13 protein-coding genes are annotated in these 15,032 nt (G+C 67.1%); 8 read left to right on the top strand and 5 right to left on the bottom strand.

Annotation, left to right across the window (positions count from 1 at the left end; genetic code table 11):
• Window positions 1–78 precede the first annotated feature (78 nt).
• Together HPA01S_RS18010 and HPA01S_RS18005 are read right to left on the bottom strand one after the other, a co-directional pair.
• Window positions 79–1,116 carry a TRAP transporter substrate-binding protein gene (locus tag HPA01S_RS18010; protein ID WP_066272159.1) on the bottom strand — a complete coding sequence of 346 codons (1,038 nt, stop codon included), beginning with the start codon at window positions 1,114–1,116 and terminating at the stop codon, window positions 79–81.
• Window positions 1,117–1,300: 184 nt separating this feature from the next.
• Complete coding sequence (locus tag HPA01S_RS18005) at window positions 1,301–2,128, bottom strand: GntR family transcriptional regulator (protein ID WP_084360800.1); 828 nt, start codon at window positions 2,126–2,128, stop codon at window positions 1,301–1,303.
• Between the two features lie 162 nt (window positions 2,129–2,290).
• Here HPA01S_RS18005 and HPA01S_RS18000 point away from each other — a divergent pair, with 162 nt between their 5' ends.
• Window positions 2,291–3,418 (top strand): 5-methyltetrahydropteroyltriglutamate--homocysteine S-methyltransferase, encoded by a 1,128-nt coding sequence (locus tag HPA01S_RS18000; RefSeq protein ID WP_066272158.1) that lies wholly within the window; start codon window positions 2,291–2,293, stop codon window positions 3,416–3,418.
• A gap of 153 nt (window positions 3,419–3,571) precedes the next feature.
• Here HPA01S_RS18000 and HPA01S_RS17995 read toward each other — a convergent pair whose 3' ends face one another.
• Window positions 3,572–4,612, bottom strand: a complete 1,041-nt coding sequence (locus HPA01S_RS17995; RefSeq protein WP_066272157.1) for a TRAP transporter substrate-binding protein — start codon at window positions 4,610–4,612, stop codon at window positions 3,572–3,574.
• Between the two features lie 223 nt (window positions 4,613–4,835).
• Between HPA01S_RS17995 and HPA01S_RS17990 the strand changes: the two genes are divergently transcribed.
• A complete protein-coding gene (locus HPA01S_RS17990) occupies window positions 4,836–5,447 on the top strand; it encodes a 2-hydroxychromene-2-carboxylate isomerase (RefSeq protein WP_066272156.1) in 612 nt (203 codons plus the stop codon).
• Window positions 5,448–5,485: 38 nt separating this feature from the next.
• On the opposite strand, the gene HPA01S_RS17985 is transcribed toward HPA01S_RS17990, so the two are convergent.
• A complete protein-coding gene (locus HPA01S_RS17985) occupies window positions 5,486–7,327 on the bottom strand; it encodes an AMP-binding protein (protein ID WP_066272155.1) in 1,842 nt (613 codons plus the stop codon).
• 85 nt (window positions 7,328–7,412) lie between these two features.
• Window positions 7,413–8,276, bottom strand: coding sequence for an amidohydrolase family protein (locus tag HPA01S_RS17980; RefSeq protein ID WP_066272154.1), 864 nt, complete (start codon window positions 8,274–8,276; stop codon window positions 7,413–7,415).
• Between the two features lie 149 nt (window positions 8,277–8,425).
• On the opposite strand from HPA01S_RS17980, the gene HPA01S_RS17975 reads away from it, so the two are divergent.
• The 6 genes from HPA01S_RS17975 to HPA01S_RS17950 all read left to right on the top strand — a co-directional run bounded on the left by HPA01S_RS17975 (window position 8,426) and on the right by HPA01S_RS17950 (window position 15,016).
• Window positions 8,426–9,214: a crotonase/enoyl-CoA hydratase family protein gene (locus tag HPA01S_RS17975; RefSeq protein ID WP_066272153.1), complete on the top strand. Its 789-nt coding sequence runs from the start codon at window positions 8,426–8,428 to the stop codon at window positions 9,212–9,214.
• 104 nt (window positions 9,215–9,318) lie between these two features.
• Window positions 9,319–11,187, top strand: a complete 1,869-nt coding sequence (locus tag HPA01S_RS17970; protein WP_066272152.1) for a feruloyl-CoA synthase — start codon at window positions 9,319–9,321, stop codon at window positions 11,185–11,187.
• A gap of 12 nt (window positions 11,188–11,199) precedes the next feature.
• The gene (locus HPA01S_RS17965) at window positions 11,200–12,447 is read left to right on the top strand and encodes a thiolase family protein (protein ID WP_066272151.1); all 1,248 of its coding nucleotides are present in this window, start codon (window positions 11,200–11,202) and stop codon (window positions 12,445–12,447) included.
• A gap of 124 nt (window positions 12,448–12,571) precedes the next feature.
• A complete protein-coding gene (locus HPA01S_RS17960; RefSeq protein WP_066272150.1) occupies window positions 12,572–13,336 on the top strand; it encodes an SDR family NAD(P)-dependent oxidoreductase in 765 nt (254 codons plus the stop codon).
• A gap of 64 nt (window positions 13,337–13,400) precedes the next feature.
• A complete protein-coding gene (locus HPA01S_RS17955; RefSeq protein WP_066272149.1) occupies window positions 13,401–13,820 on the top strand; it encodes an acyl-CoA thioesterase in 420 nt (139 codons plus the stop codon).
• Window positions 13,821–13,882: 62 nt separating this feature from the next.
• Entirely contained in the window at window positions 13,883–15,016 is a 1,134-nt protein-coding gene (locus HPA01S_RS17950; protein ID WP_066272148.1) for an ABC transporter substrate-binding protein, read from the top strand.
• Window positions 15,017–15,032: the final 16 nt, after the last annotated feature.

Here is a 15,032-nt window from a genome sequence, read left to right as displayed (position 1 = left end):
CACCGGGCCTGGTGGCAGCGAATCGGGTTTCACGGCTTACAAGCCGCCGGGCTGGAAGCCTCGGCGGCGGGTGCGGGATTATCGCTGGTACTTCGCGATCAGGGCCCTGGCTTCGGACAGCAGCTTGGCGCCGTCGATGTTCTTGCCCTTCATTTCGTTGATCCAGTCGGTCTCCACCGCGGCGGCGGTGCGGCGCCAGCGTTGCGTCTCTGCGAGGTCCAGTGCCACGATGTTGTTCTTCGCCTTCTCGGCGATCTCGCGGCCGGCCTTGTCGCCGTCGTCCATGGCACGGCCGAACATCGCGGCGGTCTCGATGCCGGAGTTGGCGTCGATCACCTTCTTCAGGTCGGCCGGCAGCTTGTCGTAAGACGCCCGGTTCATCGTGAAAGCAAAGGTCTGCGTGTACAGGCCCTGCTTGCCGGCGAAGGTGGTGTGGTTCTTCACCATCTCGGTCACCTTCAGCGAGGGGGTCACTTCCCACGGAATGGTGGTGCCTTCGATGGTGCCCTTGGACAGCGCATCGGTCACCGCCGGCACCGGCATGCCGACCGGCGTGGCGCCCAGTTTGGTCAGCATGTTGTTGATGACGCGCGAGCCGCCGCGCACCTTCATGCCACGCAGGCTCTCCAGCCCGGTCACCGGGGACTTGGTGTGGAACAGCCCGGGGCCGTGGGTGTGGACCGCGATCACCTTGACGTCCTTGAACTCGTCGGCGGCGAACTTCTCCACGTACTCCTGGAAGGCGCGCGACGATTCTTCGGCCGAGCCGCTCATGAACGGCAGCTCAAACACCTCTGACCTGTTGAAGCGGCCCGGCGTGTAGCCCAGCACGGTCCAGGTCAGGTCCACCACGCCGTCACGGGCCTGGTCGAACAGCTGCGGTGGCGAGCCACCGAGCGACATGGCATGGAACAGCTGCACCTTGATGCGGCCACCCGATTCGGCTTCGACCTTCTGCGCCCAGGGCACCAGCGCACGCGCCGGGATGGTGGCCTGCGGCGGCAGCATCTGGTGCAGGCGCAGGGTGACGGTCTGCTGGGCCAGTGCGTTGCCAGCCAGCGAGGCGGCGGCCACGGCACCCAGGGCCAGCAAGGTGCGGCGTTGGATGAATCTCATGCTATGTCTCCAGTACGTTTGTACGTTTTTTTGCCGGCCCGGGAGCATGTGGGCGCACTCCGAATCCGGCTGGCTATAAGAAGTTGTACCCACACTGTGCATGGCTGTCGGTCTGGCCGCCAGTCAAATAACCCACTTTCAGTTATGCCGTTTTTTGATAATTCCGTGTTACCTCACCAGCGGTTCAGGGGCGGCGGATGAGTTTGATGGCTGGCATCGCGCCCGGCGCGTGCACCGTGGCAGCACCGGCAAGCACCTCGCGCAGGTTGCGTTGCGCCAACCGCGAGTGTTCGCGCAGCAGGGCCTCTGCACGCGCGCCTTCGCGTTGTTCGATGGCGTCGAGCACCTGGCGGTGCTGGTCCTGCGCCACCACCAGCATGTCGCGCGCGCGCTGCGAGTGCGCCTGCATCACCACGAAACCCGAGGGCGAGGCAAATGGCAGGCTCAGCACCTTCTCCAACTGGCGGCTGATGGTCGGGCTTTCGGCCATGGCCCAGATCAGGGCATGGAAGCGGCTGTTGAGCAGGACGTAGGCCGAGAAGCCTTCGTCGTCGAGCGCGTGCGCGGCCAGCACGGTGTCGAGCTGCTGCAGGCAGTCGTGCGCCTCGGCCAGCACCGCCGCCGACACACCGCGCTCGGCCGCCAGGCGCGCCAGCAGGCCTTCGAGCGTGCCACGCAGTTCGATGGCGTCGGCGATGTCGCGCTCGGAAAAGGTCTGCACCACATAGCCACCGTGCGGCAAGGGGGCCAGCAGGCCCTCCTGCTCCAGCCGCGCCAGCGCGGCACGCACCGGCGTGCGGGAAACGCCCAGGCGTTCGACGATGGCCAGTTCGGCGATGCGCGAACCACCGGCCAGTTCACCCGACAGGATGAGTTCGCGCAGCCGCAGCAGCGCCCGCACCTGCACGCTTTCGCCACCACCGCCCGTTTCCGCGCGCACGGCCGCGTTCGGGGCGAGGCGGTCCGTGGTGGCGGTGGCGGTGGCGGTGGCGGGCAAGGCTTGTGGGCTCATGGGTGGGCCAATGTATACAGAAACCGGCTGACTTCAATAGAATCAGACCCGATTTCGGGTTTTCCATAAGTTTCTGTATCCATTAAAGGCTGGCACAGTGCGGCTCTGCCCGCGGCCAGACGCCCGCCATCTCCTCTCTCCCAACACCACAGGATCACGTCAATGACCTTGCGCTCCCATGCCCCGTTCCGCGCCGACCACGTCGGCAGTTTTCTGCGTCCGGCCTACCTGCTCGAAGCCCGTGAGCAAAAGGCCAAAGGCGCCATCACGGCGGAGCAGTTGCGCGCGGTGGAAGACCGGGCCATCACCGAGATCGTGAAGTTCCAGGCCGACGTGGGCCTGCAGGCCATAACCGACGGCGAGTTCCGCCGCACCTACTTCCACATCGACTTCCTGGAGCAGCTCGGTGGTGTGAAGACCGACATTCCGGTGACCATCGTCAAACCCGACGGCACCGAAGAGCTGGCGCCGCCGGTGATCCGCGTGATCGACAAGGTGCGCCACGCCAAGAACATCCAGCTGGCCGACTTCCAATACCTGAAGGCGCAAGTGGAAGCCCTGGGCCTGAAGGCGGCCACGCCCAAGGTGACCATCCCCTCGCCCACCATGCTGCACTTTCGCGGCGGTCGCGCCGGCATCAGCAAGGAGGCTTACCCCGATCTGGACCCGGCGTTCTACGACGACGTGGCCAAGGCCTATGGCGACGAGCTGCAAAGCCTGGCCGACGCCGGCTGCACCTATGTGCAGATGGACGACACCAACATGGCCTACCTGTGCGACGAGCGCATGCGCGAAGCGGCTCGCCAGCGCGGCGACGACCCGAACGAGCTGCCACACCGCTACGCCAGCTTCATCAACAAGGTGGTGGCACACAAACCGGCCGGCATGACCCTGGCCATGCACCTGTGCCGCGGCAACTTCAAGAGCACGCACGCTGCGGCCGGCAACTACGAGCCGGTGGCCGAGGCGCTGCTGTCCGAGATGAAGCTGGACGCCTTCTTCCTCGAGTACGACGACGACCGCTCGGGCGACTTCCGCCCGCTGCGTTATCTGTCGAAAGACAAGATCGTGGTGCTGGGCCTGGTGACCACCAAGTTCGGCCAGCTCGAAACCAAGGACGCGCTCAAGCGCCGCATCGAAGAAGCGGCCAAGTACGCGCCGCTCGACCAGCTCTGCCTGTCGCCCCAGTGCGGCTTCTCCAGCACGGTGCACGGCAACAACATCGCCGTGGAAGACCAGCGCAAGAAGCTGGCCCTGGTGGTGGAGACGGCGCAGGAAGTCTGGGGCTGAGTCCCTCCGCTTTCCCCGCCGGCTTTTCGGTCGCCGCGGTTCAGGCCTGAACCACGGCCCAGGCCTGCGAAGGCGCCCGCCCGTCCCGCAGGCGCCCACAAAAAAGGCCGCCCGAAAACGGGCGGCCTGCAAGCCATTCAACGCGAGCTTGAATTACTTGTTGTGCTTGGCGATCAGCGCACGCGCTTCGGCCACCAGCTTGGTGCCGTCGATGTTCTTGCCCTGCACTTCCTTCACCCAGTCGGCTTCCACTGCGGCGGCGGTGGTCTTCCAGCGCTGGGTTTCGGCGGCGTCCAGCGTCACGATGCTGTTGCCGGCTTTCTTCGCCACCTCCAGGCCCACCTTGTCGCCCTCGTCCATGGCGCGGCCGAAGAAGGCTGCGGTTTCCACGCCCGAGTTGGCGTCGATGACCTTCTTCAGGTCGGCCGGCAGCTTCTCGTAGCTGTTGCGGTTCATCACCAGCGCAAAGGTCTGGGTGAACAGGCCGGTGGGGCCGGCGAAGGTGGTGTGGTTCTTCACCAGGTCGGCGATCTTCAGCGAAGGCGTCACTTCCCAGGGAATGGTCGTACCGTCCAGCACGCCCTTGGTGATGGCCTCGGTCACGGCCGGCACCGGCATACCCACGGGCGTGGCGCCGAGCTTGAGCAGCATGTTGTTGATCACGCGCGAACCGCCGCGGATCTTCTTGCCCTTGAGGCTTTCCAGGCCCGCCACCGGCGTCTTGGTGTGGAACAGGCCGGGGCCGTGCGTGTGGGCAGCCAGCAACTTGACGTCCTTGAATTCGTCGGCGGCGAACTTCTCCACGTACTCGTGGAAGGCGCGCGAAGCCGGCTCGGCCTGGCCGCTCATGAAGGGCAGCTCGAACACTTCGGCCTTGTTGAAACGGCCCGGGGTGTAGCCCAGCACGGTCCAGGTCAGATCGACCACGCCGTCGCGCGCCTGGTCAAACAGCTGCGGTGGCGAGCCACCCATGGACATGGCGTGGAACAGCTGCACCTTGATGCGGCCACCCGACTCGGCTTCCACCTTCTTGGCCCAGGGCACGAGGGCACGCGCCGGGATCGTCGCCGTGGGCGGCAGGAACTGGTGCAGGCGCAGCGTCACGGTCTGCTGGGCCAGGGCGTTGCCGGCCAGGGAAGCGGCACCGAGGGCGGCCATCGCCACGATGGCTTTGCGGCGTCGGAGGAAAGTCATGGAGAAACTCCTGTCGTGAGAAGGGGGGAAAGCTGGCTTCGGTGCGTTTGGCCCGCACAGAGGGGCACACCGTGGCATGTGTCACGTCAGACACAAGGCACGCACTGTGCCCCGGCCCGCGTGCCCGCGCCAGCCTGTTTGCACACTTACAGCTATGCCGCGTTGTTATGAAACTCCGGCGCACCAACACAGTCTCGCCACGGCGGGTGGGTACCATGCCGGCATGACGCCTGCGCCGCTTCGCTTCCATTTCGACTTCATCTCGCCCTACGGGTACTTCGCCTCGCTGCGCATCGAGGCGCTGGCGGCGCGGCACGGCCGCACGGTCGACTGGAACGTGATGCTGCTGGGCGTGTCGGTGATGAAGGTGATGGGCCTCAAGCCCCTGCTGGACACACCGCTCAAGGGCCCGTACAGCGAACGCGACGTGCACCGCTACGTCCGCGAACACGGCCTGGTGATGGCGCGCCAGCCGGGCGACCCGGTGATGAACCCCCTGCCCTGCGCGCGCGCCTTTGCCTGGGTCAAACAACACCACCCGGCGCACGCGGCGGCCCTGGCGCACGCGATCTACACCGCCTACTGGGGCGAAGGCCGGGACCTGGGCGACCCGGCTTCGCTGCGCGGCCTCACACTGCCTGCCGGCCTGTCGGCCGACGCAGTGGCCGAGGCCGCCGCGGGCGACGAAGCGGCGGCGCTGCTGCGCGCGATGGTGAATGCCTCGCTGGAGGCCGGTGTGTTCGGCTCGCCCACCGTGGTGGTGGACGGTGAACCCTTCTGGGGCGTGGACAAGCTCGAGCAAGTGGACCGCTGGCTCACGCGCGGCGGCTGGTAACGGAAACCGGCAACGGCCGCCCCGCGCGGCCGCGTTCCTCACTCGAAGCGCAGCTCGGTCTGCACCGCCATCGCGGCCAGGCCCTTCATCAGCCGTTCCCGCAGCGCCTCATCAGGCGGCCCGCTGACGGTGATCAGCGCGGTCTGCCGGCCGCCGCGCTCCAGCGCCTGCACACGCGCCGGCACGCCGGGTGCCCATTCGCGCAAGGCCTCGGCCAGCTTGATCTCGATGGCACGCAACCGCAGCTCGGGCTTGAAGACCTTGCCGATCGCGGTCATGGGCAGCGTGTCGAGCAGCACCACCCGCTTCGGCGTGGCCGGCCGCTCGTAAACCTGCGGCGCCACGGCGGCGAGTAAATCGTCCGCGCCGATGGTGTGGCCGGGCTTGAGCGCTACAAAGGCCACCGGCAGCTCGCCGGCATAGGCGTCGGGCTCGGCCACCACCGCGCACAGGGCCACGGCCGGGTGGGCGAGAAAGGCGTCTTCCACCAGGCCGGGATCGATGTTGTGCGAGCCGCGGATGATCACGTCCTTGGCGCGGCCGGTGATGTGGATGCGGCCGGCCTCGTCGAGATGGCCGAGGTCGCCGGTGACGATCCAGCCCTGCTCGAACAGGCCGGCGTTGCGCGCGGCGTCGGTGTAGCCCGGGCTCACGTGCGGGCCACGCAGCACCAGCACACCGGTCTCGCCGGCGGCGCAGCGTTGCGCCAGCACCGCTTCACCGTCGCGCCAGGGCACGGCATGCACCTCGGTGTAGGGCAGACGCAGGCCGGCGGAACCGGGTGTGCGCGGGCCACGTAAGGGCTCGATGCTCACCAGGCCGGCACATTCGGTCATGCCCAGGATGTTGCGCACCGCGATGCCGGTGGCGGCTTCGAAACGCGCCGCCAGTTCGGACGGCAGCGGTGAGCCACCAGTGTAGGCGGCGCGCACGCGGCGGATGTCGGCATCCACCGGCACCGCCATCAGGGCGGCCAGCACGGTGGGCACACAGGCCAGGTGCGTCACCTGCTCGCGTTCGCAGAAATGCCAATAGCGCTGCACGAAACCGCTGTTGCGCATGCCGCTGAGGGTGGGCAGCACCTGGCGCGCGCCGATGGCCAGCAGCGACAGGCCGTAAACAAAAGCACCGGCCACATGGAACAACGGAAAGCCGTTGATCTCGACCGCGTGTTCGTCGATGTCGTAGAAGGCGTGCGCGAACCAGGCCGTGTGGGCTTCGTTGCCCTGGGTGTGCTGCGCCAGCTTGGGCGCACCCGTGGTGCCGCCGGTGTGGAACAGGGCCACCACGCGTTCGGGCGCGAGGTCGGGCTCAAACGTGAGCATGTCAGGCTGCCCGGCCAGCAGATCCTGCAGCACCGGCACGCCGGGCGCCACGCTGTCGCCCACGCGGATCTGCAGCAGCGGCACCGCATGGTGCTGCACCACCTGCTCGGCCACCGGCCACACCGCGAGTTCGCCATTGGGGCCCAGGGCCACCAGCAGTTTGGCGTTGGATGCCTTGAGCAGCGCGGCGATGTGATCGGGCTGCAGCAGGTAGTTGATCGGGCACACGCGGCCCGCGAGCTGAGCGCCCCACAGCACCAGGTGCGCTTCGGGTGTGTTCGGCGCCAGCAGTGCCACGGCATCGTCCGGGCCGACACCGAGCGAGCGGAACAGGTTGGCCGCGCGGTGGATGTCGACCAGCAGCTCGCGGTAGCGCACGCGGCGCGGTGCGCTGTCCAGCGCGGCGTCGGGCAAGAAAGTGAAGGCCTCGCGCTCGGGAAAGCGCCCGGCCGCCGCGCGGATCAGCGCGTAGGGGCTGCGGTGCGGCGCGGTCTGCTCACGCGGCGTCTGTTCGAGCCGCTCGATGTCGGCCAGCGATGTGAAGGCGGTCAGCATGGCGTCTCCGTCACAAGCAACCTAGCAGATGCCCCGGACCCGGCCTTGCCGGGGCAGAGGCAACACCCCCTGAACGGGGGCACGATCATTCCAGGCCCAGCAGGCGAACCGCGTTGCCCTTCAGGATGCCGGGCATCACCTCGGGCTTGAAGCCGGCGACCTCGAAGTCCTTCATCCAGCGCTCGGGGGTGATCAGCGGGTAGTCGCTGCCGAACAGCACGCGGTCTTTCAGCAGGGTGTTGGCGTACTGCACCAGCTGCTTCGGAAAGTACTTCGGGCTCCAGCCCGAGAGGTCGATCCAGACGTTGGGCTTGTGCGTGGCCACGCTGAGCGCCTCGTCCTGCCACGGGAAGCTGGGGTGCGCCATGACGATCTGCATGTCAGGGAAGTCGATCGCCACGTCGTCCAGGTGCATCGGGTTGCTGTACTCCAGCCGCAAGCCGCCACCGCAGCGCATGCCCGAACCGATGCCGCTGTGGCCGGTGTGGAAGATCGCCGGCAGCTTGTGCGCGTTGATCACCTCGTAGATCGGCCAGGCCATCTTGTCGTAGGGGTGGTAGCCCTGCACCGTGGGGTGGAACTTGAAGCCCTTGATGCCCTCTTCCTGGATGAGGCGCTCCGCTTCACGTGCACCCATCTTGCCTTTGTGCGGGTCGATGCTGGCGAAGGCGATCATCATGTCGCTGTTCTCGCGCGCGGCCTGCGCGATCTCTTCGTTGGGAATGCGCCGGCGGCCCAGCTTGGATTCGCTGTCCACCGTGAACATCACCAGGCCGAGCTTGTGCTCGCGGTAGTAGGCGACGGTCTCGGCAATGGTGGGGCGGCGGTTGCTGCCGAAGAACTTGTCGGCGGCGCGGTCGTACTCTTCGCCGTAGTTGTCGAAGGGGTTGCGGCAGCTCACCTCGGCGTGGGTGTGGATGTCGATCGCGATCAGGTTCTTGTGGTCCATCTTGTCTCCGGGGTTGGGGTCGGTCCCTAGGGTAAACACGGGGGCTGTTTTCGATCAGCGCGCTTGTTTTTGGTTATTGTTTATAACAATAATACGAGCACACTTCAAGCACACTGACCCGACTTCAGGCCGATCCAGCGAGAACCTTCATGCACCTACCATCCACCGACATCAGCCTGAAACTGCAAGGCGCTTCCTCCGAGATCGCCGTGATCACCCTCACCCGGCCCGCCAAGCGCAATGCGCTCAACGACGGCCTCATTCTCGCCTTGCGCGACGTGTTCCAGGGCCTGCCCAACACCGTGCGTGCGGCGGTGATCCACGGCTCGGGCGACCACTTCTGCGCCGGCCTGGATCTGTCCGAACTGCAGGAGCGCGACGCCGGCCAGGGCCTGCACCACTCCCGCATGTGGCACGCGGCGCTGGAATGCGTGCAGCACGGCCCGGTGCCCGTGGTCGCTGCGCTGCATGGCGCGGTGGTGGGTGGTGGCCTCGAACTGGCCAGCGCCTGCCACATCCGCGTGGCCGACAGCAGCGCGTTCTTCGCGCTGCCCGAAGGCTCGCGCGGCATCTTCGTGGGCGGTGGCGGTTCGGTGCGCATCCCGCGCCTGATCGGCGCCGCGCGCATGGCCGACATGATGTTCACCGGCCGCGTCTACAAAGCCGAAGAAGGCGAGCGCATCGGCCTGGCGCAGTACCTGGTGCCCGAAGGCACCGCGCTGGAGAAGGCGCTGGAGCTGGCCACGCGCATCGCCGGCAACGCACCACTCACCAACTACGCGCTGATGCACGCGCTGCCGCGCATCGCCGAACAACCGGCCGACCAGGGCTTCTTCACCGAAGCGCTGATGGCGGCCATCGCACAGAACGCCCCGGAGGCCAAGGAGCGCGTGCGCGCCTTCCTGGAAGGCCGCGCGAACAAGGTGAAGAGCGACTGAGGTCGCTCCCCACCGCGCCGCCTTCCGCATCACCCCTCGCTGGGGGGATGCAGGCACGTGCGCCGACGAGACAGATTGATAACGAAGAACCGCCCGAGAGAGACATGAGCCAGAACCCCACCACGGCCGCCCGTTACCGGCCCCTGACGTTCGGTGTGACCCGCGCCACCCTGCGCGACGGCGACGCCGGTGTGCATTACCTGAGCGCGCAGCAGGAGCTGCCCGCGTTTCCCGCGCGCATCACCGACCGCCTGGTGCATTGGGCTCAGACGCGCCCCGAGCAGACGCTGTTCGCGCGCCGCGAGAAAAATGCCGACGGCACGACCGGAGACTGGCGCCACGTCACATTCGCGCAGGCGCTGGATGCGGCGCGCCGCATCGGCCAGGGCCTGCTGAACCGCGGCCTGTCGGCCGAGCGCCCGGTGCTGATCCTGAGCGAGAACGACATCGAGCACGCGCTGCTGGCGCTGGGCTGCGTCTACGCCGGCATCGCCTACTGCCCGACCTCGCCCGCCTACTCGCTGGTGAGCCAGGACTTCGACAAGCTGCACCACGTGGTGAAGACGCTCACGCCCGGCCTGGTGTTCGCCGCCGACGCGCACCGCTACAGCCGCGCCATGCTCGCCACCCTGGCACCCGACGTGGAGCTGGTGACCACCGAAGGCACGGTGCCCGGCCGCGCCACCACCTCGTTCGCTGCGCTGCTGGCCACCGAACCCACGCCCGCCGTGGACGCCGCGATGGCCGCCACCGGCCCGGACACCATCACCAAGTTCCTCTTCACCTCGGGCTCGACCAAGATGCCCAAGGCGGTGATCAACACGCAGCACATGTGGTGTGCCAACCAGCAGCAGATGACAGAGTCGATGCCGGTGCTGGCCGAGAGCCCGCTGGTGCTGGTGGACTGGCTGCCCTGGAACCACACCTTCGGCGGCAACCACAATGTCGGCATGGTGCTGTACCACGGCGGAACGCTCTACATCGACGACGGCAAGCCCACGCCCGCGCTGATGGCCGAGACGCTGCGCAACCTGCGCGAGATCGCGCCCACGGTGTACTTCAACGTGCCCACCGGTTTCGAGGCCATCGCCAACGCGATGAAGACCGACGAGGCCCTGCGCAAGATGCTGCTGTCGCGCGTGAAGATGTTCTTCTACGCCGGTGCCGCGCTGGCGCAGCCGGTGTGGGACGCGCTGCACGCGGTGCAGGAGCAGGAAGTCGGCGAGCGCATCGTGATGGGCACCGGCCTGGGCATGACCGAGTCCGGCCCCTTCGGCATCTTCGTCACCAGCCCGAACGTGAAGGCCGGCGACCTGGGCCTGCCCACGCCGGGCCTGGTGCTCAAACTGGTGGACACCGACGGCAAGACGGAGGTGCGCTACAAGGGTCCGAACATCACGCCGGGTTACTGGCGCATGCCGGAAGAAACCGCCGACTCGTTCGACGAGGAAGGTTTCTTCAAGACCGGCGACGCGGTGAAGTGGATCGACGAGACCGACATCCACCAGGGCCTGAAGTTCGACGGCCGCATTGCCGAAGACTTCAAGCTCGCCACCGGCACCTTCGTGAGCGTGGGCCCGATGCGCGCGAAGATCATCGCGGCCGGCGCACCCTACATCCAGGACGTGGTGATCACCGGCCTGAACATGAAGGAAGTCGGCGCCATGGTGTTCCCCACCGGCGCGGTGCGCTCGCTCAGCGGCCTGCCCGCCGACGCCTCGCTGCACGACGTGCTCAACAGCGCGCCGGTGCTGGCGCACTTCCAGTGCGTGGTGAACGACCTGGCAAAGACCTCCACCGGCAGCGCCAGCCGCATCGCACGCCTGTGCCTGCTGGCCGACGCGCCCACCATCGACCGTGGCGAGATCACCGACAAGGGCTCCATCAACCAGCGCGCGGTGCTGGCGCACCGGGCCGAGACCGTGGCGCACCTGCACGACGACACGCTGCACGCCATCCTGAAACCACAGTAAAGACGAGATCACATGGCTTCCCGAGGATTCTTCAACGCGTTCAACGACGTCTGGCTGCTGGACGGCGTGCGCACGCCGATGGTGGACTACTGCGGCGCGCTGGGCCACATCTCGCCCACCGACCTGGGCATCAAGGCCGCGCGCGAAGCGCTGGCCCGCGCCGGCGTGCCGGGCGAACACATCGGCTCGGTGGTCACCGGCAACATGGCGCCGGGCGACTTCGACCAGTTCTTCCTGCCGCGCCACATCGGCCTGTACGCCGGCGTGCCGGTGGAGGTGCCGGCCATCATGGCGCAGCGCATCTGCGGCACCGGCTTCGAGCTGTTCCGCCAGGCCGGTGAGCACATCCAGGGCGGCGCCTGCGACGCCGCGCTGGTGGTGGGCACGGAGAACATGACGCGCAACCCCATCGCCGCCTTCGACCACCGCACCGGCTTCAAGCTGGGCGCGCCGGTCGGCTTCAAGGACTACATGTGGGAAGCCCTGAAAGACCCGGCGGCCGGCATCAACATGATCCAGACCGCCGAAAACCTGGCGGCCAAGTACGGCATCACCCGCGAAGAGGTGGATGCGTTCGCCTCGGCCTCGTTCGCCAAGGCCGTGGCGGCACAGGAGAGCGGCTTCCTGGCGGGCGAGATCGTGCCGGTGATCAGCGAAAAATTCGAGCTCGCGGGCTACAAGCCACGCGGCATCAAGCTGCAGGGCAAGACCACCGAAGTGGCCACCGACACCCACCCGCGCATCTCACCGGTGGAGGTGCTGGCCAGGCTGCGCGCGGTGTTCGACGGCGGCGTGCAGACCGGTGGCAACAGCTCGGCACTGGTCGATGCGGCCGCGGCCTGCGTGGTGGCCTCTGGCAGCTACGCGAAGGCGAACGGCAAGAAACCGCTGGCGCGCGTGGTGGCGGCGGCGGCCGTGGGCGTGCCGCCCGAGATCATGGGCATCGGCCCGGCGCCGGCGATCCGCCTGCTGCTGGAGCGCGCCGGCCTGCAGCTGAGCGACATCGCTCGCTTCGAAGTGAACGAAGCGCAAGGGGCACAAACCCTGGCGGTGGCGCGTGAACTCGGCATGGACCTGGCGCGTCTGAACGTCAACGGCGGCGCCATCGCACTGGGCCACCCGCTGGCAGCCACCGGCGTGCGCCTCACGCTCACGCTGGCGCGCGAACTGCAGCGCAGCGGCCAGCGTTACGGCATCTCCAGCGCCTGCGTGGGCGGTGGCCAAGGCATGGCATTGCTGATCGAAAACCCCGCAGCATGAACACCCCCGCGTCGCTTCGCGCCACCCCCTCAAAGGGGCAACACCAGCGGCCCGGCAAAGCCGGTTTCGCGGTGTTTCCGACGCACACGCACGCCATTTTTTCTGTCCCAACAAGGAAGCAAGCATGAACATCCAAGGACAAGCAGCCCTCGTCACCGGTGGTGGCTCCGGTCTCGGTGAAGCCACCGCGCGCGAACTGGCCCGCCTGGGCGCCAAGGTCGCCGTGCTCGACGTCAACCTGGACAACGCACAACGCGTGGCGGCCGACATTGGCGGCGTCGCGGTGCGTTGCGACATCACCGACACCGACAGCCTGCAGAACGCGCTCGACCAGGCCGCGGCAGCGCACGGCCCGGCTCGCATCCTGATGAACATCGCCGGCATCGGCACCGCCAAGCGCGTGGTCGGCAAGGACGGCAACCCCGCGCCGCTGGAAGATTTCGCCAAGGTCATCAACGTCAACCTGATCGGCACCTACAACGCCAGCCGCCTGTTCGCTGCCGCCTGCGCCAAGCTCGATCCGCTGGAAGACGGCGAGCGCGGCGTGATGATGTTCACCGCCAGCGTGGCCGCGTTCGACGGCCAGGTGGGCCAGCAGGCCTACAGCGCGTCCAAGGGCGGGCTGGTGGGCATGACGCTGCCGATGGCGCGTGACCTGGCGCAGCACGGCATCCGCGTCTGCACCATCGCCCCCGGCCTGTTTGCCACGCCGCTGATGAAGCAGTTGCCCGAACCCGTGCAGGCCTCGCTGGCCGCGAGCATTCCGTTCCCGCCGCGCCTGGGAAAACCCGAAGAGTTCGCGCAGCTCGCGGCGCATATCGTCAGCAACACGCACCTGAACGGTGAAGTGATCCGCCTGGACGGCGCACTTCGCATGGCGCCCCGATAAAACCGTCTCTCCGTGCCACCCCGGCATCTCCCGACCAGACATTTTTCTCCGACCGTTTTTATCGATGACCAAGACCGTGATTTACGAAGTGGAAGTGATGTTCGGTGACTGCGATCCCGCAGGCATCGTGTTCTTCCCGAACTTCTCCAAATGGATGGACGCTTCTTCGCTGAACTTCTTCGTCAAGTGCGGTGTGCCGCCCTGGCGCGAGCTGGTGAAGACGCGCGGCATCGTCGGTACGCCGCTGCTGGAGATCCACACCAAGTTCATGCGCCCGGCCACCTACGGCGAGCGCCTGCAGATCCACACCAGCGTGACCGAATGGCGCGAGAAGGTCTTCATGCACCGGCATGTGGTGAAGCGCGGCGACGACGTGTTGTGCGAAGGCAGTGAGACGCGCGCCTTCGTGATCCACCCGCCCGAGGCACCCGACCGCATCAAGGCCATTCCCGTGCCTGAAGACATCAAGGCGCTGTGCACCTGAAGCCGGCTTTCCCACCCCTGTTCCCCGTCCGTTTCACCACCACCCCAAGAAGGAGACCTTCCATGAAAAAAGTGAAAACCCTAGTCGCCGTCGCCGTCACGGCCCTGGCCAGCACCGCGGCCCTGGCCGACATCAACGTGGGCGTGATCCTCTCGCTCACCGGCCCGGGCTCCGGCCTCGGCATCCCGATGCAGAACCAGTTCAAGCTGTTCCCGCAGACCATTGGCGGTGAGAAGGTCAACCTGATCATCCTGGACGACGCAAGCGATCCGGGCAAGGGCGCGGCCAACGCACGCCGCCTGGTGACCGACGACAAGGTCGACCTGATCATCGGCTCGACCCTGACCCCGGTGGCCGCGGCCATCGCCCCTGTGGCTGCCGAAGCCAAGACGGTGCAACTGGCCGCTTCGCCCGTGGGCGTGCCGCCCGGTGCCGACCAGTGGCTGTTCCGCCTGCCACAGGGCAACGACGTGATGGCCCACGCCATGGTCGAGCACATGAAGAAGCAAGGCATCAAGACCATCGGCTTCCTCGGCTACACCGACGCCTACGGCGAACTGTGGCTCAAGGCCATCACGCCCCAGGCCGAGAAGGCCGGCATGAAAGTCGTGGCAGCAGAGCGCTTCGCCCGCAGCGACACCAGCGTGACGCCGCAGGCGCTCAAGCTCACGTCCGCCAACCCCGATGCGATGCTGGTGGTGGCCACCGGCTCTGGCGCTGCCATGCCGCACAAGGCCATCGTCGAACGCGGCTACAAGGGCAAGATCTACCAGACGCACGCCGCGGCCACGCCCGACCTGGTGCGCATCGGTGGCAAGGACGTGGAAGGCTCGTTCGTGGTGTCCGGCCCGGCCGTGATCGCCGAACAGCTGCCAGACAGCCACCCGTCCAAGAAGCTGGCCATGGACTTCGTCACCAACTACGAAAAGCTGGTGGGCCCCGGCATGCGCAACCAGTTCGCCGGCCACGCCTACGACGCTGCGATTGCGATGAACAAGGCGGTGCCGATTGCACTCAAGAACGGCAAGCCCGGCACGCCCGAGTTCCGCGCCGGTCTGCGTGACGCGTTCGAAACCATGGGCCGCACCGTGTTCTCGCACGGCGTGATGAACTGGACCAAGGACGACCACTGGGGCTACACCAACGAAACCGGTGTGATGCTCAAGGTCGTGGACGGCAAGTTCAAGGTGGAGTGATTCGGAACTCCCCCTG

The sequence above is a fragment of the Hydrogenophaga palleronii NBRC 102513 genome (assembly GCF_001571225.1).
Lineage (GTDB): Bacteria > Pseudomonadota > Gammaproteobacteria > Burkholderiales > Burkholderiaceae_C > Hydrogenophaga > Hydrogenophaga palleronii.
This window is presented reverse-complemented; position numbering and strand designations above follow the sequence as displayed.